General features: G+C 68.8%; 22 protein-coding genes. 17 read left to right on the top strand and 5 right to left on the bottom strand.

Features of this window, described 5'->3' with window-relative positions:
• Nucleotides 1-36 precede the first annotated feature (36 nt).
• On the top strand, nucleotides 37-3852 hold the full coding sequence (locus tag AC0685_RS13260; protein WP_478225728.1) for an nSTAND1 domain-containing NTPase: 3816 nt from the start codon (nucleotides 37-39) through the stop codon (nucleotides 3850-3852).
• Nucleotides 3853-4110: 258 nt separating this feature from the next.
• Here the strand turns inward: AC0685_RS13260 and AC0685_RS13255 are convergent, their stop codons facing one another.
• The gene (locus AC0685_RS13255; RefSeq protein ID WP_478225727.1) at nucleotides 4111-6225 is read right to left on the bottom strand and encodes a HelD family protein; all 2115 of its coding nucleotides are present in this window, start codon (nucleotides 6223-6225) and stop codon (nucleotides 4111-4113) included.
• 122 nt (nucleotides 6226-6347) lie between these two features.
• Between AC0685_RS13255 and rsmD the strand changes: the two genes are divergently transcribed.
• From rsmD to AC0685_RS13185, 14 genes are all read left to right on the top strand, one after another.
• Complete coding sequence (rsmD, locus tag AC0685_RS13250; protein ID WP_034323500.1) at nucleotides 6348-6902, top strand: 16S rRNA (guanine(966)-N(2))-methyltransferase RsmD; 555 nt, start codon at nucleotides 6348-6350, stop codon at nucleotides 6900-6902.
• Nucleotides 6903-6955: 53 nt separating this feature from the next.
• A complete protein-coding gene (gene coaD / locus AC0685_RS13245) occupies nucleotides 6956-7438 on the top strand; it encodes a pantetheine-phosphate adenylyltransferase (RefSeq protein WP_478225726.1) in 483 nt (160 codons plus the stop codon).
• A gap of 99 nt (nucleotides 7439-7537) precedes the next feature.
• Nucleotides 7538-8230, top strand: a complete 693-nt coding sequence (locus AC0685_RS13240; protein ID WP_478225725.1) for a ribonuclease domain-containing protein — start codon at nucleotides 7538-7540, stop codon at nucleotides 8228-8230.
• Between the two features lie 69 nt (nucleotides 8231-8299).
• Nucleotides 8300-8815 (top strand): SigE family RNA polymerase sigma factor, encoded by a 516-nt coding sequence (locus tag AC0685_RS13235; protein ID WP_478225724.1) that lies wholly within the window; start codon nucleotides 8300-8302, stop codon nucleotides 8813-8815.
• Nucleotides 8815-9585: a hypothetical protein gene (locus tag AC0685_RS13230; protein WP_478225723.1), complete on the top strand. Its 771-nt coding sequence runs from the start codon at nucleotides 8815-8817 to the stop codon at nucleotides 9583-9585. The genes AC0685_RS13235 and AC0685_RS13230 overlap by 1 nt, the downstream gene beginning before the upstream one ends.
• A 126-nt stretch (nucleotides 9586-9711) precedes the next feature.
• Nucleotides 9712-10437, top strand: a complete 726-nt coding sequence (locus AC0685_RS13225; RefSeq protein ID WP_034323487.1) for a DivIVA domain-containing protein — start codon at nucleotides 9712-9714, stop codon at nucleotides 10435-10437.
• A gap of 268 nt (nucleotides 10438-10705) precedes the next feature.
• Nucleotides 10706-11323 (top strand): YceD family protein, encoded by a 618-nt coding sequence (locus AC0685_RS13220; RefSeq protein WP_478225722.1) that lies wholly within the window; start codon nucleotides 10706-10708, stop codon nucleotides 11321-11323.
• 72 nt (nucleotides 11324-11395) lie between these two features.
• Complete coding sequence (rpmF, locus tag AC0685_RS13215; protein WP_005160412.1) at nucleotides 11396-11578, top strand: 50S ribosomal protein L32; 183 nt, start codon at nucleotides 11396-11398, stop codon at nucleotides 11576-11578.
• Nucleotides 11579-11593: 15 nt separating this feature from the next.
• Nucleotides 11594-12340: a ribonuclease III gene (gene rnc, locus AC0685_RS13210; RefSeq protein WP_034323482.1), complete on the top strand. Its 747-nt coding sequence runs from the start codon at nucleotides 11594-11596 to the stop codon at nucleotides 12338-12340.
• Between the two features lie 111 nt (nucleotides 12341-12451).
• Complete coding sequence (locus tag AC0685_RS13205) at nucleotides 12452-13807, top strand: polysaccharide lyase 6 family protein (protein WP_478225721.1); 1356 nt, start codon at nucleotides 12452-12454, stop codon at nucleotides 13805-13807.
• 174 nt (nucleotides 13808-13981) lie between these two features.
• Nucleotides 13982-14842, top strand: coding sequence for a bifunctional DNA-formamidopyrimidine glycosylase/DNA-(apurinic or apyrimidinic site) lyase (mutM, locus tag AC0685_RS13200; RefSeq protein WP_478225720.1), 861 nt, complete (start codon nucleotides 13982-13984; stop codon nucleotides 14840-14842).
• A gap of 67 nt (nucleotides 14843-14909) precedes the next feature.
• Nucleotides 14910-15350 carry a helix-turn-helix domain-containing protein gene (locus tag AC0685_RS13195; protein WP_034323476.1) on the top strand — a complete coding sequence of 147 codons (441 nt, stop codon included), beginning with the start codon at nucleotides 14910-14912 and terminating at the stop codon, nucleotides 15348-15350.
• Entirely contained in the window at nucleotides 15351-15914 is a 564-nt protein-coding gene (locus AC0685_RS13190; protein WP_340683366.1) for a hypothetical protein, read from the top strand.
• On the top strand, nucleotides 15911-17095 hold the full coding sequence (locus AC0685_RS13185) for an MAB_1171c family putative transporter (protein ID WP_478225719.1): 1185 nt from the start codon (nucleotides 15911-15913) through the stop codon (nucleotides 17093-17095). The genes AC0685_RS13190 and AC0685_RS13185 overlap by 4 nt, the downstream gene beginning before the upstream one ends.
• Here AC0685_RS13185 and AC0685_RS13180 read toward each other — a convergent pair.
• The 4 genes from AC0685_RS13180 to AC0685_RS13165 are packed head-to-tail and all read right to left on the bottom strand — an operon-like array spanning nucleotide 17092 to nucleotide 19417.
• On the bottom strand, nucleotides 17092-17442 hold the full coding sequence (locus AC0685_RS13180; protein WP_478225718.1) for a DoxX family protein: 351 nt from the start codon (nucleotides 17440-17442) through the stop codon (nucleotides 17092-17094). The genes AC0685_RS13185 and AC0685_RS13180 overlap by 4 nt on opposite strands.
• 27 nt (nucleotides 17443-17469) lie before the next feature.
• Nucleotides 17470-18159 (bottom strand): ABC transporter permease, encoded by a 690-nt coding sequence (locus tag AC0685_RS13175; RefSeq protein WP_478225717.1) that lies wholly within the window; start codon nucleotides 18157-18159, stop codon nucleotides 17470-17472.
• Nucleotides 18156-19043, bottom strand: coding sequence for an ABC transporter ATP-binding protein (locus tag AC0685_RS13170; protein WP_478225716.1), 888 nt, complete (start codon nucleotides 19041-19043; stop codon nucleotides 18156-18158). The genes AC0685_RS13175 and AC0685_RS13170 overlap by 4 nt, the downstream gene beginning before the upstream one ends.
• Complete coding sequence (locus tag AC0685_RS13165) at nucleotides 19040-19417, bottom strand: GntR family transcriptional regulator (protein ID WP_034323460.1); 378 nt, start codon at nucleotides 19415-19417, stop codon at nucleotides 19040-19042. Before AC0685_RS13165 ends, AC0685_RS13170 begins: the two co-directional genes overlap by 4 nt.
• Before the next feature lie 162 nt (nucleotides 19418-19579).
• On the opposite strand from AC0685_RS13165, the gene AC0685_RS13160 reads away from it, so the two are divergent.
• Both AC0685_RS13160 and AC0685_RS13155 read left to right on the top strand, forming a co-directional pair.
• A complete protein-coding gene (locus AC0685_RS13160; RefSeq protein ID WP_478225715.1) occupies nucleotides 19580-19903 on the top strand; it encodes a PadR family transcriptional regulator in 324 nt (107 codons plus the stop codon).
• On the top strand, nucleotides 19900-21147 hold the full coding sequence (locus AC0685_RS13155; protein ID WP_478225714.1) for a DUF1700 domain-containing protein: 1248 nt from the start codon (nucleotides 19900-19902) through the stop codon (nucleotides 21145-21147). The genes AC0685_RS13160 and AC0685_RS13155 overlap by 4 nt, the downstream gene beginning before the upstream one ends.
• Nucleotides 21148-21280: the final 133 nt, after the last annotated feature.

Below are 21280 nucleotides of genomic sequence, written 5' to 3'. Positions count from 1 at the left end.
AGCGTGGGAAAACCACTGAAAAGAAAGGATTAAAGGGTGCCGCGTCCGGAACGACCGTTGGACCCCGGGGACGATCCGTTGCTGGGGTTCGCCGCCGATCTCCGGCGTCTGCGGGAGAAAGCCGGGAATCCGACGTACCGGGAGCTGGGCAGGCGCGCCCACTACTCCGCCGGCACCCTCTCCGAGGCCGCCGGCGGGAAGAAGATGCCCAGCTTGGCGGTCACGTTGGCCTATGTCCGGGCGTGCGACGGCCCCGAGGAGGAGTGGGAGGCCCGATGGCACGACGTGACCGAGCGGACGCGTGCCGGAGTCGGTGATTCACCGATTGTCCCGGCGAATGGGGAATCGGTCCCTTATATTGGTCTGGCCGCATTCGGGCCGGAGGACGCGAGCCGATTCTTCGGGCGCGAACGACTTGTCGAAAAACTCGTCAGCAGACTTTCGGGTCAACGATTCTTGGCCGTTCTGGGTGCTTCGGGTTCGGGTAAGTCGTCCTTGCTCAGGGCAGGCCTCCTTCCCGCGCTCGCCGAGACCTCCGTCACCCTGCTGATGACCCCGGGTTCACGGCCGTTGCAGGAGTGCGCCGTCCAGTTCGGCGCCGCGCTCGGGCTCGCACCCGGCGGGCTGCTCACCGAGTTCACCGACCATCCCCGCAACCTCGGCCTCGCCGCCCGTCAGCTGGTCGCCGACCGCGAGGGCGACGTCGTGCTGGTCGTCGACCAGTTCGAAGAGGTCTTCACACTCTGCCAGGACGCAGACGAACGGACGGCGTTCCTGTCGGCGCTGCTCACCGCGACGACCGAGCCGGAGAGCCGGGCCAGGGTCGTCCTCGGCATCCGCACCGACTTCTACACCCACTGCGCGCGGCATCCCGAGCTGGTCGAGGCCATGCAGGACGCGCAGATCCTCGTCGGCCCGATGAGCACCGAGGAGCTGCGGCAGGCCATCTCGCGGCCGGCGATCGACGCCGGGTACCGCGTCGAGAACGCGCTGGTCTCACGGCTCGTCGCCGACGCGACCGGGCAGCCCGGTGTGTTGCCGCTGCTCTCCCACGCACTGCTGGAGACCTGGCGCCGCCGTCATGGCAACACCCTCACCCTCACCGGCTACGAGTCCACCGGCGGGATCGAACGGTCGGTCGCGCAGACCTCCGAGCACACCTTCACCGCGCTGACCGAACACCAGCAGCGGCTGGCGAACCAGATCTTCCTGCGGATGACCGCGCTCGGTGAAGGCACCGAGGACACCAAACGCCGCATCACCCGCGACGAGGTGGACGCCGACGACCCGGACGTCGCCGTCGTGCTGGACAGGCTGGCGTCTTCGCGGCTGGTCACGCTCGACGACAACGGCATCGAGATCGCGCACGAGGCGCTGATCCGGGGCTGGCCGCGCCTGCGCGAGTGGCTCGCCGAGGACCGTGAAGGCCTGCGTGTGCACCGCCAGCTCACCGAGGCGACCGACGCTTGGGAATCCGTCGGCCGCGACGACGGCTGGCTCTACCGCGGCGCGCGGCTGGCCATCGCCAGGGAGTGGGCGGGGGAGCACGACAGCGCGCTTTCCCAGCGTGAGCGCCGGTTCCTCGAGGCGAGCGTCGCGATCGAGAACCACGAGCAGGCTGTCGCCCGGCGCCGCACCCGGCGGCTGCGTCAGCTGGTCGCGCTCCTGGCCGTGCTGCTCGTGCTGGCGACGGCGGCGATGGTGTACGCGGTGCGCGCCGAGCAGACCGCGACCAGCCAGCGCAACAGCGCGCTCGCGCAGAAGGTCGCCGGGCAGGCCATCGAGATGCGGACGACGAATCCGGCGCTGGCCGCGCAGCTCGCGCTGGCGGCGTACCGCGTCGATCCGAGCGTGGACACCCGCGGCAGCGTGCTCGGGATGTTCGAGTCGCCCTACTCGACCAGGGTCCGCGGGCACGGCCACCGCGTCAACGCGACCGCCCTGCGCGGCGACGGCCAGGTGATGGTCACCGGCAGCTGGGACCAGACGGCCAAGCTGTGGGACATCAAGGATCCCCACCGCCCGAACGAGCTGGCCACGCTCTCCGGGCACACCGCCAACGTCAACTCGGTGTCCTTCAGCGCCGACGGCGCGACGGTCGCGACGGCGGGCTGGGACAAGACCGCGCGACTGTGGAACGTCGCCGAACCGGCGAAACCCGGGCCGGGCGTACTGGTGGGGGAGCATCCGAGCCGGGTCAACGCGGTGGCGTTCAGCCCGAAGGCGGCGGTGCTCGCCACCGCGGACGGCGATGGCACGGTGCGCCTGTTCGACGTCCACGGTCCCGCGAAACCGGTGCTCGCGGCCACCCTCACCGGGCACACCGGCAACGTCAACGGTCTCGCCTACGCCCCCGACGGGCGGACGCTCGTCTCGACCGGCGCCGACAAGACCGCGCGGTTGTGGGACGTCGCCGACCCGCTCAAGGCCAGGCCACTCGGCGTGGTGAGCGGGCACACCGCGGGTATCCACTCCGCGGCGTTCAGCCCGGACGGCCGGACGCTCGCCACCGCGAGCATCGACCAGACCGCGCGCCTGTGGAACGTCGCCGATCCGATGGCGCCGTCACCGCTGGGGACGACGGCCGCGCACAAGACCATCGTGCGGTCCGTGGCGTTCAGCCCCGACGGGACGACGCTGGCCACGACCGGTTTCGACCGCGCCGCGCGGTTGTGGGACATCGCCGATCCGGCGAAGCCGCGCGAGAAGCCGGCGCTCGTCGGGCATACCGCGGCCGTGGTCTGGGCGGTGTTCTCCCCGGACGGCCGCACGCTGGTGACGGCGAGCGACGACCAGACGGTACGGATGTGGGATCTGCCGGGTCCCGCGATCAGCGGTCCCGCGAGGTCGGCGTGCCGGGCGGTGTTCAGCTCCGACGGGAAGCTGCTGGCCACCGGCAGCCAGGACGGCGTGGTGCGCCTGGTCGACGTCTCCGACACCCGGAATCCGCGTGAGGTGGGCAAGGTCGCGGGCTTCGGCCAGGGCGTCTGCGGTCTCGCCTTCAGTCCGGACGGGCGGACGCTCGCCGCCGGCTCCTGGGACCACACCATGCGGCTGATCGACGTCACCGACCCGCGCAAGCCGGTCGACACCGGCGTCTTCTACCGCCCGTCGGACGAGATCGACCCCGTCGCGTTCAGTCCGGACGGCCGGACGCTCGCGACCGCGGGCAGCGGGCACACCGTGAAGCTGTGGGACGTCGCCGACATCCGGCGGCCGGTCGAACTCGCGACCCTCACCGGACACGAGGACGACGTCCATTCGATCGCGTTCAGCCCGGACGGCCGCATCCTGCTCAGCGGTGGCTGGGACCACACCGCCCGGCTGTGGGACGTCTCGATGGCGAAGGCGCCGAAGTCGCTTTCGGTATTGAAGGGGCACTCCGACACGGTGTTCTCGGTCGCCTACAGCCCGGACGGCAAACTCGCCGCGACCGGGAGCGCCGATCGCACCGGCAGGCTGTGGGACGTGGCGAATCCGGCTGCCCCGCGGGAGGCGGCGCTGCTGGCCGGGCACACCGACAACGTCATCTCGGTCGCCTTCAGCGGGGGCGGGAAGACCTTCGCGACCGGCAGCTACGACCGGTCCGTGCGACTATGGGACGTCTCCGATCCGGGAGCCGTCCGCGAATCGGCGAACCTGACCGACGACGTCGACCGGGTCAACGCCGTGGCGTTCGCCCCCGACGGGCACACTCTCGCGGGCTCGGTCGCGGACGGCAGTGTGCGGTTGTGGGAGACCAGCCCCGAACGGGCCGCCGAACGCATCTGCGCGACCGTGTACCCGCGGATCACGGCGGAAGAGTGGGAACAACACCTGCCGGGGCTCGATTACCGGCCTCCGTGCCCGTGACCACGGCCGATTCGTTGTTCGGCGTTGTTGTTCGGTGAGATCGCCGTGACACCGAACAACGAACAGGCGCTAGAAATACCCCTGGACGTGCGATGCGTCCCCACATCGTTCACTCACCGGGGGTCTGAAGGGCTCCTTCAGGGCATTCACCAGTGTCCTGAAGGAGCCCTTCAGCTTTTTCGCGCACGCGTTTAGTCCTCTGGATGCGGTAGTTGCACGCGCAACTACCGCATCCAGAGGACTAAACGCGTGAGGGGGTCAGGCGGCCGGGATCCAGTCCGGGTTCGAGGCCAGGACGGTCAGCTGCTGGGTCGCGCGGGTCAGCGCGACGTACAGCACCCGGCGTCCGGTGGTCGACTCCGTGATGAGATCGTTGGGCTCCACCAGGACGACGGCGTCGTACTCGAGGCCCTTGGAGTCGAGGCTGCCGACGACCTTGAGCCGCTCGTCCGACAGCCCGTCGAGCCAGCCCTCGACCTCGGGCACCCGGTCCATGGCGGTGATCACGCCGACGGTGCCTTCGACGACACCCAGCATTTCCTTCACCGCGGTCTGCGTCGCCGCCTCCAGCCCGGCGGCCTCGACGGGCCGGACCTCCGGCGTGATACCGGTCTGCCGCACCGCGCGCGGGAGCTCGTCGGCCTCCGCGTGCCCGGCGACGACCTTCGCGGCCAGGTCGAAGATCTCCGCCGAGTTCCGGTAGTTGGTGCGCAGGGTGAACCGGCGCCGCGTCGTCTTGAGCCCGAAGGCCTGGTCCCGCGCCATCGCGGCCTCGGCCGGATCCGGCCACGAACTCTGCACCGGGTCGCCGACCACGGTCCAGCTCGCGTACTTGCCGCGCCGCCCGACCATCCGCCACTGCATGGGCGAGAGGTCCTGCGACTCGTCGACGACCACGTGCGAGTACTCGTCGTAGTGCTCGGGCCGGGTCGGGGCGCCGCCGCGTTCCGGGTTGACCTCGACGTTCTGGCGGGTCCGGCGGCTCTTGGGCGGCGGGCCGATCAGGACGCGCAGCTCGTCGAGGAGCGCGACGTCCGCGATCGTCCAGCCGCGCGAGCGATCGGCGAAATCGGCCGCGAGCATGCTGATCTCGCCGCGGTTGAGCAGGCCTTTCGCCGCGGACGCGAGCCGCTTCTCGTCGCCGAGCCACCGCAGGATCTGCGCCGGGTACAGGATCGGCCACCAGACCACCAGGAACCGGTGGAATTCGATGCGCTCACCGAGTTCGGTGATCAGCTCGGCCTTGTCGATCTGACGGCCGTCGTCCTTCGCGTGCTGCTCGGCCTTCGCGGCGAGCGCGTCGAGCAGTAGTTCGGCGGCGCGGATCCGCGACCGGTTCGGCGGCCCGCCCGCGGTGTGCACCTTGCGGCGAACCTTGTCGAGCTCGCGCGCGTTGAGCCGCAGCACCTCGCCGCGGTAGACGATCTTCATGTCCTCCGGCGCGGCTTCCGGCGTGTCCCGCAGCGCGCGCAGCAGGATCTTGCGCATCCGCAGCGATCCCTTGATCGCCGCAAGCGGCGCCGGGTCCTGGCGGGTCGCTTCGAGACCGTCGAGGACCTCGCCGAGCGCGCGCAGTTCGACGTTCGTCTCACCCATCGACGGCAGCACCCGCGAGATGTAGCTGGTGAACACCCCGGACGGGCCGATCACCAGCACGCCCGCGCCGCCGAGCTGGCGCCGGTGGCGGTAGAGCAGGTACGCCGCGCGGTGCAGCGCGACCGCGGTCTTGCCGGTGCCGGGGCCGCCGGTGATCTCCGTGACCCCGCGCCACGGCGCCCGGATGACCTCGTCCTGCTCCTTCTGGATGGTGGCGACGATGTCCCGCATCTTCTCGCCACGCGACCGCCCGAGCGCGGCCATCAACGCGCCTTCGCCGACGATCTGCATGCCGTCGGGGACCGCGTCCGCGATCAGGACGTCGTCGTCGACGTCGAGCACGGTCTGGCCGGAGCACCGGATCACCCGGCGCCGGACGACGTCCATCGGCTCCTCGGCCGTCGCCTGGTAGAACGCCGCGGCCGCGGGCGCACGCCAGTCGGTGACGAGGTTGTCGAACTCGGCGTCGCGGATGCCGAGGCGGCCCACGTAGATGTGGTCGTTGTCGAGGTGGTCGAGCCTGCCGAACACCAGCCCCTCGTACTCCGCGTCGAGGGTCTGGAGGGTCTGATTGGCGTGGTACACCATCATGTCCCGTTCGAACAGCATGGACGCCTGCTCGAAGATGGCTTCCCGCCCGGCGCCATGGCCGATCTCATAGCCCTTGGTACGCATGGCCTCAGCCTGGGCTCGCAATTCGGCGAGCCGGGTGTAGACGGTGTCCACATGGGCTTGCTCGATGGCGATCTCGGCCCGTCTGACCCGAGGTTCGGACACGCAACGCTCCTAAACGCTTCTATCGCCTCCGAGGGCGAAGGACGACTCTACGCGAGCTGGGCGGCGGCTTCACCAAGTCCCGGCCAACGTCACGGCGGAAGGCGTTGAGGCACGATGCACGCATGACCAGGATCGTGGCGGGGACCGCGGGCGGCAGGCGGCTGAAGGTCCCGCCGAAAGGCACGAGGCCCACGTCGGAACGCGTGCGCGAGGCGCTGTTCAACGCGCTGGAGGTCGCCGGCGAGCTTCAGGGTGCCCAGGTCCTCGACCTTTACGCCGGTTCGGGCGCGCTCGGGCTGGAGGCGTTGTCCCGCGGCGCGTCCGGCGCGCTGTTCGTCGAGTCGGACCGGCGCGCGGTAGAAGTGCTCAAGGGGAACGTCGCCGCGCTGGGGCTCGGCGGCGCGGTCCGGGCCGGGGCCGTCGAGTCCGTCGTGGCCGCGCCGGCGCCGGAAACGTTCGACATCGTCCTCGCCGATCCGCCCTACGCTGTGGATTCCACCCGTCTGGGGGAGGTCATGGCCGCGCTCGCGGCGGGCCGGTGGGTCACGGACGGCGCGCTGGTGGTGATCGAGCGGGCCGCTAGGGACGGCGAGCCGGACTGGCCGCCGGGCTTCGAGCCGATGCGGACGAAGCGCTACGGCGACACCGCGCTCTACTGGGCCGAATATCAGGTGTGACGCAGAACGCGCAGAACGCGCAGGACGATCCTCGCCTTGGTAGCGTCCGCGCCATGCGGCGTGCGGTCTGTCCCGGGTCCTACGACCCGGCCACCAATGGACATCTCGACATCATCGAGCGGGCGGCGAAGCTGTTCGACGAGGTCGTCGTCGCGGTGGGGGTGAACAAGAGCAAGAAGGGCCTGTTCACCACCGAGGAGCGGATGGACATGCTTCGCGAGATCACCGCGAAGCTGCCGAACGTCCGCGTCGGCTCGTGGCAGGGACTCCTGGTCGACTACTGCCGCGAGAACGACATCATCGCGGTCGCGAAGGGGCTGCGATCGGTCAGCGACTTCGACTACGAGCTCCAGATGGCGCAGATGAACCGCGAGCTGACCGGGCTCGAAACGCTGCTGATGGCCAACAACCCGGCGTACGGATTCGTGTCGAGTTCGCTGGTCAAGGAGGTCACCGCGCTCGGCGGCGACATCGAGCACCTGGTGCCGCCGATAGTGTTCAAACGCCTCTCGGAGAAGTACTCCGAACGAGGTTGACCCGAACGGCCGAAGCCGTTGGTCGGGCGTTGGTGAGCGGGGATGAAGAGTTCATCTCGGCGCCTTCTGGTGAATACACGATCGGGTTACGGTCCGAAAATGACCAACAAACGATCGCGGATCGCCGCCGCGCTGCTCGTTCTGCTTGTCACGTTCTTCGGCGGGCTGAGTGCCGCGCAGGCCACGGCCGCCCCCGTCTCGGTCCAGCAGAACCCGTGCGGGGATCTCACCGGGTTCAAGCACGTGTCGCTGTCGTCGCTGCCCGCCGAGGCGACGACGACCTACGACCTCATCCAGAAGGGTGGCCCGTTCCCGTACCCGGACAAGGACGGCACGGTCTTCTCCAACCGCGAGAACATCCTCCCGAAGTGCGCGTCGGGCTACTACCGCGAGTACACGGTCCCGACACCGGGCTCGCCCGATCGCGGTGCGCGCCGCATCGTCACCGGTAACGCCGGTGAGCACTTCTACACCGCCGACCACTACAAGACCTTCTCCGTGATCGACGCCGACGGCACCCCGGCGCCGTCCTGCGGCGACACCTCGAAGCTGACGAAGATCGGCTACTCGACGCTGTCCTCCGCGGCGAAGTCCGTGGTGGACAAGGCTCGCGGCGGCGCGACCGGCACGGTCTACGAGAACCGCGAAGGTGTCCTGCCGTCGTGCGCTTCCGGCTACTACCAGCTGTTCCCGGTGGGCACGAGCGACCGCGTGATCTCCGGCAAGGGCGGTGAGATCGTCTATACGCCGGACCGCTACGCGACCTTCAAACTGGTGAACCTCGCCGGCTGATCCGCCCCCGTGCAACATTTCGTGCCTCCCCGTCCGTGAGATACACCGGAACACGGACGAGGAGGCACGATGCGGTCTGGGGATGACGCGAGCTTCAGGGAGTTCGCCAGGGGCAAGGCGCTACCGCTCAGGCGGACGGCGTATCTGCTCTGCGGCGACTGGCATCTCGCGGAGGATCTGGTCCAAACCGCGCTCATACGCCTTTACCGGGTCTGGCCGAAGGTCCGCCGGAAAGGGCCCGTCGACAACTACACGAGGCAGATCCTGATGCGCTGCTGGCTCGACGAGCGGCGACGACCATGGCGGAGCAGAGAGAACCGCGACGGCGTCGTCCCCGAAGAGCCCGTGGCCCCGGCCGATGCCGGGATCTCGGATTCGCTGCTTCGCGCCCTCGCCGAAGTTCCCCCGAAACAGCGCGCCGCCGTCGTGCTGCGCTACTGCGCCGATCTCCCGGTCGCGGAGGTCGCCGTCGCGCTGCGCTGTTCGGAAGGGACGGTCAGGAGCCAGGCCGCGCGAGGACTCGACGTCCTGCGCGCGGCCCTGCAGAGACAGCACGACGAGGCTGTCTCCGGGAGGAGCGCGTGATGGACGAACTCGAAAACAGGCTGCGCGGGATCACATTGGCCGAGCCCCCGCTCGGTTTCGACCCGGACGAGGTCGCCGGGACGGCGGCGAAGAAGGCGCGGAATCGGCGAGGGATCCTCGCCACCGGGGCCGCGACGCTGGCGGTGATCGCGGCGGCGGTGGTGTTCGTGGCGCCGGCGAACGAGCCGGTGGAAGTGGCGCCGGCCGCCGCGCCGCTCAGCCGGGTGGAGCAGAAGGCGCGTGATCTCCGGCATCTGAAGGAAGTGCTGCCGGGCATCCTGGTCGACGCCAAGGACATCGACGTCCGTGACTTCGTGCAGGTGAACGACTGGGACCTGATGACATCGGAGGTCAGGTACACCGACGCCGCCGGGGTGAAACGGCAGCTCAACCTGACCATCAGCGGTCCGGTGACCACAAAGGAGGGCTATCCCCGCGAAGGCCGCTGCGATCTGGGGAAGAGGGCCGATGCCATCGGGCCCGACCGGAAGCCGACGCGGTGCGAAGAGCTCGTGACCCCGGCCGGGATACCGGTGGTCATCTCCGAGACCACGCGCAAGAACCCGGATCAGGTGGGGGAGCCGACCGTGGTCGGCCAAGGCTTTTCCACCGGGAAGGTGGTCGGCCGCAGCGCGATCGCCTGGCCGTCGGGGGGAGGTTCGGTCAACGTGATCGACCTCGGTTCGTGGGATTCGCCGGACGCCGGACCGGCGCTCACCGACGAGCAATTGATCAAGCTCGTCACCGACCCGGCCTTCACCTTCCGGTGATCATGGCGCGCGGTACCGGCGGGGACACGCCCGGTACCGCGCGCTTTCACCCCTTACGGCGGTGATGAGGGCAAACTGATCTCAGGGAATGTGGGGATCGCTGTAGCAGTAGGTAGGGAGTGGGCCGTGTACCGGGTTTTCGAGGCGCTCGACGAGCTCGTCACCATCGTGGAGGAAGCCCGCGGCGTGCCGATGACCTCCAGTTGTGTCGTCCCGCGTGGGGACACCCTGGAACTGCTCGACGACATCCGCGACGCGCTGCCGGGCGAGGTGGACGACGCCCAGGACGTCCTGGACAAACGTGATCAGCTGATCCAGACCGCCCGCACCGAAGCGGCGGAGACGATCACCACGGCGAACACCGAGGCCGACCGCACGGTCGCCGACGCGCAGGCCGAGGCCGAGCGCATCCTCGCCGACGCCCGCGCCCGCGCCGAGCAGATGATGAGCGACGCGCACGCCGAGGCCGAGCGCATGGTCGCCGCCGGGCAGGCCGAGTTCCAGAACCTCACCGACCGCTCCCGCGCGGAGTCGGAGCGGATGATCCAGGCGGGCCGCGACGCCTACGAGCGCGCCATCGAGGACGGCCGCGCCGAACAGGCCCGGCTCGTCGCCCAGACCGAGGTCGTCCAGGCCGCGCACGGCGAGGCGGCCCGCATCGTCGACGAGGCGCACGTCGAGGCCGACAAGCAGCGCGGCGACTGCGACGCCTACGTCGACGGGAAGCTTGCCGAGTTCTCCGAACTGCTGGCGACCACGCTGCGGACGGTCGACTCCGGGCGCAACCACCTCCGGTCCCCGGTCAACCTGCCGGGCAACAGCCGGACGTCGCTGTACGACTACCAGTCCTGATCGCTCAAGTACTTGAAGGCTCCCTCCACGCGCTAGAGCCGGCTCGGGAACCCTGCGACACCAGTTCGACAGCTGTTCATCGCCCATGCCAGCGGCGGCGCTCGACGAACTTTCGCCACCGCACCGCGCCGCGCTGCTGGTTCATTTGGCAACGGAGGTGGTGAAGGCCTCCTTCCTTACCTTGAGGGTAGGTAAGGAGGCCTTCACGGCACTTCCGAGCTCCGGCCGCCCGAAAGTGAGTGGCGGTACCTGCGTACCCTGGTGACCGATGTCTGAGAACAAGTCGCCGCAGGCCAGGCCTGCGCAACTGGACGACCGGAACCCGTGGGTGCTCGACACCCGCGAACTCGGCCGTCATGCCGGCCTGAGCAAGGCCGTCCAACGGTCGATCCCCGTCGAGACCGCGCTCGGTGTGCCCGACGTCATCACCATCGACGCCGGTTCCACCCTCGGACTCGACCTGATGCTCGAGTCCGTCGTCGAGGGTGTGCTCGTCAGCGGCACGGCGTCCGCCGTCGCGACGGGGCACTGCTCGCGGTGCCTCGACCCGATCACCGAGGACGTCGAGGTCGACCTGACCGAGCTCTTCGCCTACCCCGGCTCCGCGACCGAGGAGACCACCGACGAGGACGAGATCCCGCGCCTGGTGGACGACCGGATCGACCTCGAGCCGACGGTCCGTGACGCGGTGGTGCTGGCACTGCCGCTGGCCCCGCTGTGCGCCGAGGACTGCCGGGGACTGTGCACCGAATGCGGTGTCAAGTGGGCCGATCTCGAGCCCGGGCACGGGCATGAGAAGATAGACCCTCGGTGGGCCGCGCTGGTCGATCGTTTCGATGACGAAACGGGCGATGACCAGGCCGATGGCCCCGGAAAGCAAGCCTGACGAGCACCAGCTCGTTCCGGAGAAGCAAGTTCGCTCGCGACCGCGGGCAGACCGTCTGAAGGAGATCTACTCGTGGCCGTCCCGAAGCGGAAGATGTCGCGATCCAACACCCGCGCGCGCCGCAGCCAGTGGAAGGCGGCTCCGGTTCAGCTGGTGCCCTGCTCCAACCGCGCCTGCAAGCAGCCGAAGCTCCAGCACATCGCGTGCCCGGCCTGCGGCCAGCACAACGGTCGCCAGGTCGTCGAGCCCGCCTGATCGGCAGCTGACGACATGGGGGGCAAATCTGCCGGTGGACCACCCGCGGACCCCGCACCACTGCTCGAAGCTCTCGGGATCACGATCGAACCCGAGCTGCTGACGCTGTCGCTGACCCACCGTTCTTATGCCTATGAGAACGGTGGGTTGCCGCCGAACGAGCGTTTGGAGTTCCTCGGCGACGCGGTGCTGGGCCTGGTCGTCACCGACCACCTCTACAACACCCATCCCGAACTGGCCGAGGGACAGCTCGCGAAGCTCCGGGCCAGCGTGGTCAACATGCACGCGCTGGCCAGGGTCGCGCGCGGCCTCGGTGAGGGCGGGCTGGGCAAGCACCTGTTGCTGGGCAAGGGCGAAGAGCTCACCGGCGGCCGGGACAAGGCGAGCATCCTCGCCGACGGGCTCGAAGCCGTCATCGGCGCCGCGTACCAGCAGCACGGCATCGACGTCGCGCGCAAGCTCGTGCACCACCTGTTCGACGACCTGCTCGCCGAGGCGCCGCTGCGTGGCGCCGGCCTGGACTGGAAGACCAGCCTCCAGGAGCTGACGGCGTCGGCCGGGCTCGGCGTGCCCGAGTACAAGGTCGAGGACACCGGGCCCGATCACCGCAAGGAGTTCAGCGCCACCGTCCTCGTCGGCGGGCGTGAACTCGGCTACGGCTCGGGAACGACCAAGAAGGAAGCCGAGCAGAAGGCCGCCGAGACGGCCTGGCGACAGCTTTCGGCCGAGCTCGACGTCGACCAGCCGCCGAAGACGACCTGAGTCCTCCTCAGCGGGACGGTTCGTTGACGCACGAGCCGGTGAATCAGTAACGTCATCGCAGTCCGCCGCCACTGACGCGACCGTTCAGGTCGCCCGTCGAGAGGTCGGCGGATGCGTGTTCTCTGCCTTGTCACAGCGACGGCTTTGGCGCTGGTGACAGGTCCTGCCACTGCTTCGGGTGCTCAGGTCGTCCGGGTGACGTCGCTGAGCGCGTTGCAGTCCGCGATCGACAAGGCCGCTCCCGGCGACGAGATCCGGCTGGCCGACGGCAGCTATTCGGCGGGTTCGGCCATCGCGATCAAACGGTCGGGGACGGCGAACGCGCCGATCACGATCACCGCGGAACACGTCGGCAAGGCCGAGATCAAGGGATCGATGGGGTTCTCGTTCTCCTCCGGGGCCTCGCATGTCGTGCTGCGCGGGTTCAAGCTCCGGCACGGTGGATCGCTGAGCGTGCCGGTGGGCAGCACGCACAACCGGCTGACCAGGCTCGACGTCCAGCTCACCGGCGGCGGCAACTGGGTCACCCTCAACGGCGACGACACCGAGTTCGACCACAACGTGCTGCAGAACCGCACCACCCAAGGTGTCTTCCTCCAGGTGCTCGGCCCGGCGAAGGACATGGCGAAGCGGGTGCATGTGCACCACAACCACTTCTCCAACCACGGGTTCACCGGTGCGAACGGTGGCGAGTCGATCCGGTTCGGGCTGAGCCACCACCAGAAGTACAAGGCGGGCGGGATCGTCGAGTACAACCTGTTCGAGAAGGCCGACGGGGATTCCGAGGCGATTTCCGTGAAGTCGTCGGACAACGTCATCCGGTACAACACGATCCGCGACAGCCGCGGTTTCCTCGTGCTGCGCCACGGCGATCGCAGCGTGGTGGAGGGGAACATCCTGCTGGGCCGGTCCGGGATCCGCTTCCACGGCAACGACCACAAGATCGTCAACAACTACGTGCACACCACGGCGAACCGCGGGATCGTCTTCGGCTCGGGCAACGAGGCGGACAGCGGACCGGACAGCAAACTCCACGACCGGCCCGACCGGGTCGTGGTCGCGTACAACACCGTCGTCGGGACCACGGACGTCGTCCACGGCGACGGCGGTGACTTCAAACCCAAGGACTGCGTGCTCGCGAACAACGTCCTGCAGGGGACGGGAAAGCTCGTGACCATGCCGGGCGGTTCGGTCGTGAAGTACGAGGGGAACATCGCCTGGGGCGGGCCGGCGGGGATGCCGTCCGGGTACCGGTCGGTCGACCCGAAGCTGGTGCGGGACGGGTTGTACCGCCTGTCGTCCGGGAGCCCCGCGGTCGACGCCGGTGTCGGTTCCTACCCGTACGCGGGCATGGATTTCGATCTGCAGAAGCGATCCGGGAAGTACGACGTCGGGGCCGACGAGCTGCTGCCGGGCGGGGCGCGGAAGGCACTGACGAAGGCGGATGTCGGGCCGCTCGCCCCCTGACCCCGCTCCATACCGGTACCTCGCCCGCTTTACGCGCCGCGGTGGCGACCGTGGCGGCGGCGAAGGTAGCGAAGGCCTCCTTCCCTACCTTCAGGGTAGGTAAGGAGGCCTTCACGGACCGACCCCACGAGCCACTTACGAGGTGATACGAGGGCCGATGGGAGAATCGACGGCATGCCCGAACTCCCCGAGGTCGAGGTGGTCCGTGCCGGGCTCGAGGCGCATGTCTCCGGCCGGACGATCACCGAGGTCGAAGTTCTCCACGCCCGCGCGATCCGCCGCCACGAACTCGGCGCCGAGGACTTCGGCGGACGGCTTTCCGGGGTGAAGATCACCGCCGCCCGCCGACGCGGCAAGTATCTCTGGCTGGAGCTCTCCGACGGCCAGGCCATGCTCGCGCACCTCGGCATGAGCGGTCAGATGCTCGTCCAGCCCGAGGGCGCACCCGACGAGAAGCACCTTCGCGTGCGGTTCCGCTTCGCCGACAACGGGCCGGAGTTGCGCTTCGTCGACCAGCGGACCTTCGGAGGGCTCGCGCTCGCGGAACTCACCGAAGTCGACGGGACGGCCTTGCCGGGCACCATCGCGCATATCGCCCGCGACCCGATGGATCCGCGGTTCGACCTCGATCAGGCCGTCCGCGCGCTGCGGTCGAGGCGGACCGAGCTCAAACGCGCCCTGCTCGACCAGACCCTCGTCTCCGGGATCGGCAACATCTACGCCGACGAGGCACTCTGGCGCTCCAAGCTCCACTGGGCCCGCCCGACCGACAGGCTCACCGCCGCCCATGGCCGCGCCGTGCTCACCGCCGCCAGCGACGTGATGGCCGAGGCGCTGGTCGCCGGCGGGACGTCGTTCGACGCGCTTTACGTCAACATCAACGGCGAGTCCGGCTACTTCGACAGGTCACTCGACGCCTACGGCCAGGAAGGACTGCCCTGTGGCCGGTGCGGGACGGCCATCCGGCGCGACCCCTTCATGAACCGGTCGTCGTTCTCCTGCCCGCGATGCCAGCCGAAGCCGCGCGCGAGGTGAAAACTGTCGTGTACGCCGTGGGCGTCGCGTCAACTAGCATGAACGGGCACGACATGTAGGGAGTGGGATGGTGGCCGCGACCGAGCCCGGTAAGACGACGCTCGCCGAGAAGATCGACAAGCTGTTCCAGATCGTGCTGAGACCCGATCGCGAGCCGTACAGCCACGAGGAGGTCGCCAAGGCCTGCCGCGAGGCGACCGGCGAGAGCTTCTCGACGACGTACCTGTGGCAATTGCGCACGGGGCGTCGCGACAATCCGACGAAACGCCATCTCGAGGCGCTCGCGCAGTTCTTCGGCGTCTCGCCCGCGTACTTCTTCGACGACGAGCAGAGCGCCAAGATCGCCGAGGAACTCGCGCTCCTCGGCGCCCTTCGCGACGCCGGTGTCCGCGACGTCGCGCTGCGGGCCGTAACGCTTTCCCCCGACGGACTCGACACCATCAGCGACATGATCGACGCGATCGCCCGCAGGGAATCCGGACGGGGCGGCCCGAAGAAGGAGTCGTGAGTGGACCGCCGTCGTAAGGAGTTGTGGCGCCGCTGCCGGAGTCTCGCCGACGGCGTCACCCTTCCCGAACCCTTCGACGCCGAGTCCTTCGTCGCGGACCTGGCGGCCGAACGCGGCCGCCCCATCGAATTGATGCAGGTCAGCGTTCCTTCCAGCGGCCCGTGCGGGCTGCTGATGAGCACGGAACGCGCGGACTACATCCTGTATCCGACCAACACCACCGCGCTGCACCGGCGGCACATCCTGCTGCACGAGGTCGGCCACCTCTTGTGCGGCCACGTCGGCTCGGACGCCGGGGCCGACGGGATCGTGCTCGACGCCGCCGCGGGAAAGACCCTCATGCCGAACCTGTCACCCGAACTCGTCCGCCGTGTCCTCGGCCGCACGAGCTACAGCGCCGTCGAGGAGCAGGAGGCCGAACTGCTCGCCAGCCTCCTCGCGCACCGTGTCGCGCGGACCGTGATGCGCGGCGCCGCGCGTCCCGACGAGAGCGGGAGCGATCTCGCCGGCGGGATGGCGAGGGTCGACGACCTCTTCGGCAGCCGGAAACGGCGCCTGCCGTGACCGAAACCATCGCGTACCTCTGCTGCGTGGTGGCTTTCGCGGGCTTCGGCTACAAGCTGATCCAGGCCCGCCACACCCAGCCGGCGCGGCGGATGTGGTTCCTCTCCGCCTTCGGGATGTGCATCGCGGGCGGCATCATGCTGCTCACCCCGGCCATGGAGAACGCCGTCGGCGTGGAAGAACCCATGGGCAGCCTCCTGAACCTCGGGGCGGACCTGCTCAAGATCGGCGCGATGGCGTTCGCGGTCGCGTTCGCGCGTTCGCTGAAACTGGGGGAGGGCAAGCGGATCGGGTGGCACGCGGTGCTTTCCTGGGCCGTGGTGGTCGCCGAAACCGCGCTCTTCTTCCTGTCCGACAGCTACCGGGTAGGCGACCACACCGCAGCCGGTCCGGGCAGGCTCGGCTGGTTCGTCGCGTACAACGTCCTTTTCCTCGTCTACGGCCTGATCAGCCTGCTGACCTTCTCCATCGTCTTCGCCCGTTTCGCGCGTCATGCCGATCCCGGCCCGCTTCGCATCGGGCTGTGGCTGCTCGTCGGTGGCGGGGTTTCCGCGCTGGGCTGGACATTCTGGGACGTCGACGACATCTGCATCCTCGCCACCACCGGTGCGGTCGACGCCGGTGAGGACACGTTCTCGGCGATCCTGGCGGCGCTGAGCGTCGGGCTCGCCGGGGCGGGCGCGACGCTCAGCGTGTGGGGGCCCGCGCTGGCCACGCCGTTCCGGCTGATCGGCGCGTACCGGACGTATCGCCGGATCGAACCGCTGTGGGCCGCGCTGCGCGAAGCCGTCCCGGGAATCGCGCTGGATCCAGGCCCCGGTATGCCGGGTGGCGTCGAATTCGCCTTGTACCGCAGGGTCATCGAGATCCGGGACGGCCATCTCGCGCTGCGGCCCTACTTCGATCCGGACGTCCCGCCGGTCGCGGAAGCCGAAGCACGCGAGGCGAAGATCCCCGAAGCCCGGATCGCCGCGACGATCGAGGCCGCGGCCTTGGCCGCCGCGCTCGTCGCCGCCGAGGCGGGCCGCCGGTACGCCCCCGACGACGTTCCGGCGACCTACCTCGACGAGCCGGACATCGCCACCGAAGCGGCGTGGCTGGTGGAGGTCACGCGAGCCTGGCGGCGGTCCATTGTGGTCGGACGCATTCGCGAACGGACCCGGGAAACCCTTACGGTCTAAGCAATGATCGCGGTGACGGCGGCCGCCGCCGAGACCAGCGCGAGCCAGCCCGGCGGGGCGACGTCCTTGATCCCGTCGCCCGCCCGCACGTGGGAGACCACCGCCCCGATCAGCAACGCCACCAGGCCGATCGCCGCCGCGACCCCGAGCGGCCGCCAGAAGAACCCGGCCACCAGACCCGCCGCCCCCGCGAGTTCGAGCGCGCCGATCCCCTGGATCGCCCGGACCGAGAAGCCGAGCCTCTCGGTCCGGGAGACCAACGCCGGCTGACGCAGGACCTTCGCCACCCCCAGTACGGCGAAGATCGCGGCCAGCAGCACCGACAGCACCACATGAGTCACGGCCATTACGGAACTCCTTGGTGTTGAAGGACTTCAGACGGTGACGCGGCGCATCGTCGCGAACCCGCCCGCCCCGGCGAGGCAGACCAGCAGCGCGATCACCCCGGTCACGCCGCCGACGGTCAGCGTGCTGAAGAACGTGCCGAGTTTCGGCCAGGAATCGGTCCAGCTGAGCAGCAGCACCCCGCCTACCAGCATCAGGACCTGCGCGGCGGTGAACAGGGTCACGCCCAGGACCGCGGCGCGCCGGTAGATCAGGCCGTACCACATGCCGTAGACGAACATCAGCGTCAGCAGCACGAACGACGTGAGCAGGGTCAGGTACCAGGAACCGTCGAGCAGCCAGGGCACCCGGAAGTAGTTGAGGCCGAGTCCCCAGCCGCCGGTCGCGTTCTCGATCGCCTGGAACACGACGATCCCCACCGCGTACAGCGCGGACAGCCCGGCGACCAGGAGGATCGTGCCCAGATAGTACGACCGCCTCGACACGCCCAGCGCGAGCCCGAACGGCAGCGACTTCGTCATGCTCAAGGCACCGCAGACGAACATGAACACGTACAGCGTGAACAGGCCGCCGGAGTAGTTCTCCTCGGGTGTCTCGGGGATCACCGCGAAGATGGTGAGATTCACCAGGAACGCGAAGAACGTGACGCCGACCGGGAGGACCAGGAACTGGAGCCGGTCCACCAGGTGGTAGCGCGCGACGTTGACCAGGGTGTTCATGCGGACGCCTCCTCTGCGGCCTGTCCGTTGGAGGTGTGCACCATCAGTTGCTGCAAGGAAAGCGGCTCGAGTTTCAGGTGCAGGGCCGTCGCCTTCGCCTTCGAAGCGGCGTCGAGCGCGTCGGCGACGGTGACCGAAGCCCGCGAACCGATCTTGCGGCGGTGCAACACCCGGCGCCCGGTGACGAAGTCGTCCACCGCGAGGGCGGGACCCGAGACCGTGACGGCCGAGCCGCGCAGTTCGTCGGCCGCCGCGTCGAGGACGACGCGGCCCTTGTCGATCATCACCACGTGCTCCAGCAGATCGGCCACTTCGTCGATCAGGTGCGTGGAGAGCAGGATCGTGCGCGGATGGGCCGAGTAGTCGTCGAGCAACCGGTCGTAGAACAGTTGGCGCGCGACGGCGTCGAGACCCGCGTACGGCTCGTCGAGCAGCGTGAGTTCCGCTCGCGCCGCGAGTCCGATCGTGATGGACAGCGCCGAGCGCATCCCTCGCGAGAGCTTCTTGATCGGGCGCTTCGTCGGCAGGTCGAAATCGCGGAGCAGCGTGTCGGCGAGTTCCGCGTCCCAGTTCGGATAGAACCACGACGCGGCCGAAAGCGCGTGCCGCACCTTGAAATCCGGGAACTGCTGGTCTTCGCGGACGAGCACCAGGCGCTTCAGCACCCGCTCGTTTTCCACCGGGCTCTCGCCGAACACGCGGACCGAGCCCGCGGTGGCGAACTCCTGCGCGGTGACGATGCGCAGGAAGGTGCTCTTGCCCGCGCCGTTGCGGCCCAGCAGGCCGGTGATCTTGCCTTCTTCGATGTCGACCGAGACATCGCCGAGCGCGAGATGGTCGCCGTAGCGCCGGGTCAGGCCGGTGGTCGAAATGGTCGGCGTCATGCGGCGGGTCCTCCGTTCCGGTGTCCGTTCCCGCGGATGAGCGAGATCAGGGTTTCGTCGTCGATGCCGAGGCGTCGCGCTTCGCTGAGCATCGGGTCGAGGTACTGCTCGGCGAACCGTTGCCGCCGGTCGGTGAGCAGCTTCTGCCGCGCCCCGGCGGCGACGAACATGCCGATACCGCGCCGCTTCTCGAGCAGGCCGTCATCGGCGAGCACGTTGATCCCCTTGGCCGCCGTCGCCGGATTGATCCGGTAGAAGGCGGCGAGTTCGTTGGTTGACGGCACGCGTTCCCCCTCGGCCAGGCTTCCCTCGGCGATGTCGTCGGCGATCTGTTCGGCGATCTGCACGAACAGGGGTGTTCCTTCGTCGAGCACGACACCTCCGTCCCCAGTCTTCGAGCACCTCATTGGTGCGGTGGTTCATTACTGGACTAAGTAACCCATGAACCACCCCTTCGACGCAAGTCGCCTCCGCCGTGCGCACTACTGTGCAATGCGTGGTACCTTCTGTTGCGTAAGACTGGGAGGGACGCGACTGTGGAGATCAGTCAGCTACTAAAAGGCGTGCTGGACCTCGCCGTTCTCGCGGTGCTTCGCGGAGAGGACGGCTACGGCTACGACGTGCTCCGAAGACTTCGCATCGCGGGGTTGCAGGAAGTGGGCGACGCTTCGGTGTACGGGACTCTTCGGCGCCTGTACAAGGCAGGCCTGCTGACGTCCTATGTGGTGCCGAGCGAGGAAGGCCCGCACCGCAAGTACTACAGCCTCAACGAGCCGGGTCGCCAGCGGCTCGAAGAGTCGGGGCAGACCTGGCGCACTTTCGCCACGACGATGAACAGCCTGTTGGGAGAGGCAGTATGAGCACGCAGAATCCGACCGCCGTGCGGGTGTATCTGGCGAGGGTCAGGAGCGCGCTCGCCGACCTGCCGGAGAGCGAAGTCGAGGAGATCCTTGAAGACGTCCGGCCTCATCTCGCCGAGATGGAGGCGGAACTGGGGGACAATCCCAAGGTCGAAGCCTTGATCGAGCGTCTTGGCAGCCCGGAGAGCTACGCCGCCGAGCTGCGGGCCTCCGGTGGCTACCCGCCGCGTCCGCCCGACGCGGGCGGCAAAACCACCGTGCTGAAGGCGAAGACCGGGATCGGCGGAGCGCGGTTCGCGTTCTGGGGCCTGCTGTTCTCGGTCTGCGGCTTCGCGTTGTTCGGCTTCGCGGCCGCGGTGTGGGTGCGGGTGGATCCGTTGCTGGGCCTGCTTTTCGTCGCGCCCGTGCTCGCGATCAGCGTCGCCTACGTGGTCCGCAACGGCGTCGCCCCCATCGCGGAACTGCCTGAAGTGGCCAAGCTCCGCGAGATCGCGAACTCGTTCCAGAACGACCGGAACAGCAAGGGGCTCACCTACTTCCGCATGCTCAAGCCGGCGTGGTGGCTACTGTGCGCGGCGGTACTGGTCATCTTCGGCTTGTTGCTCGTGCTCCGCGACACCGAAGCCGTGCTGCTCATGCCGCTGATGCTGTTGGCGGCCGTGGCGGTGGTCTGGGCAGGCTCGAAGCTGAAGACCGACCGGCGGCTGCTGTGGCTGGCCGTGCCGATTTCGGCGTTCGTCGTCGGCAGCATGCTCGGCGGTGCGGGCGCGGCGGTCGACCTGATCGCGAAGCGGTCCTACGGTGGCGGCTCCTACAACAGCGGTTACACGCCCAACTACAACGACAACTATGGCAATCCGCAGTTGATGTACGGCAGCCAGGAGGTGGAGAACATCTACGCGTTCGACGCCGAGGGCAAACCGCTGACCGAGATCTACCTCTACGACGAGGACGGCCGTCCGCTCAGCACGACCAGGTACGCCTGTGAGCGCAGCACGGGCGAGAAGCGGAAGGCCGGCGACGACAACCGCTACCCGCGTCCGCGGGTCGAGCGAGGAGTCCGGGACAGCGAAGGAAACCTCGACGGCTACAACGGTTCGCACGGTTACTGTCTGGAAAGGACGGACGTGCCCTTCAGCGCGGCGATCCCCAAGGCCGTGCCGGTGCCGCCGACTTCTCAGGCCGCTCCGCCGTCGTCCACCTCGGTGGCACCGCCGTCGAACTCCACCCAGCCGACGCGCTAGGTGGCCCGGGTGGAGGCGGACGCCGGGGGCCGCCTCCACCCGAAATGCGGATGCGGGGGAGACCCCGGGAGACGTAACCTCCGGGGCAACGCGTCGACGGAGACGAGTAGCCGAGGGACCACGCGAGCCCCAG

It is taken from the genome of Amycolatopsis sp. NPDC043889 (genome assembly GCF_056435645.1).
This window is presented reverse-complemented; position numbering and strand designations above follow the sequence as displayed.

Bases quoted from the DNA above. Each gene is read 5' to 3' on its own strand.
- AC0685_RS13230 (WP_478225723.1), top strand. From the start codon at position 8,815: ATGGACGAACTCGAAAACAGGCTGCGCGGGATCACATTGGCCGAGCCC.
- rsmD (WP_034323500.1), top strand. From the start codon at position 6,348: ATGACCAGGATCGTGGCGGGGACCGCGGGCGGCAGGCGGCTGAAGGTC.
- AC0685_RS13170 (WP_478225716.1), bottom strand. From the start codon at position 19,043: ATGACGCCGACCATTTCGACCACCGGCCTGACCCGGCGCTACGGCGAC.
- mutM (WP_478225720.1), top strand. From the start codon at position 13,982: ATGCCCGAACTCCCCGAGGTCGAGGTGGTCCGTGCCGGGCTCGAGGCG.
- AC0685_RS13180 (WP_478225718.1), bottom strand. From the start codon at position 17,442: ATGGCCGTGACTCATGTGGTGCTGTCGGTGCTGCTGGCCGCGATCTTC.
- rnc (WP_034323482.1), top strand. From the start codon at position 11,594: ATGGGGGGCAAATCTGCCGGTGGACCACCCGCGGACCCCGCACCACTG.
- AC0685_RS13155 (WP_478225714.1), top strand. From the start codon at position 19,900: ATGAGCACGCAGAATCCGACCGCCGTGCGGGTGTATCTGGCGAGGGTC.
- AC0685_RS13235 (WP_478225724.1), top strand. From the start codon at position 8,300: ATGCGGTCTGGGGATGACGCGAGCTTCAGGGAGTTCGCCAGGGGCAAG.
- AC0685_RS13220 (WP_478225722.1), top strand. From the start codon at position 10,706: ATGTCTGAGAACAAGTCGCCGCAGGCCAGGCCTGCGCAACTGGACGAC.
- AC0685_RS13195 (WP_034323476.1), top strand. From the start codon at position 14,910: ATGGTGGCCGCGACCGAGCCCGGTAAGACGACGCTCGCCGAGAAGATC.
- AC0685_RS13205 (WP_478225721.1), top strand. From the start codon at position 12,452: ATGCGTGTTCTCTGCCTTGTCACAGCGACGGCTTTGGCGCTGGTGACA.
- coaD (WP_478225726.1), top strand. From the start codon at position 6,956: ATGCGGCGTGCGGTCTGTCCCGGGTCCTACGACCCGGCCACCAATGGA.
- AC0685_RS13175 (WP_478225717.1), bottom strand. From the start codon at position 18,159: ATGAACACCCTGGTCAACGTCGCGCGCTACCACCTGGTGGACCGGCTC.
- AC0685_RS13240 (WP_478225725.1), top strand. From the start codon at position 7,538: ATGACCAACAAACGATCGCGGATCGCCGCCGCGCTGCTCGTTCTGCTT.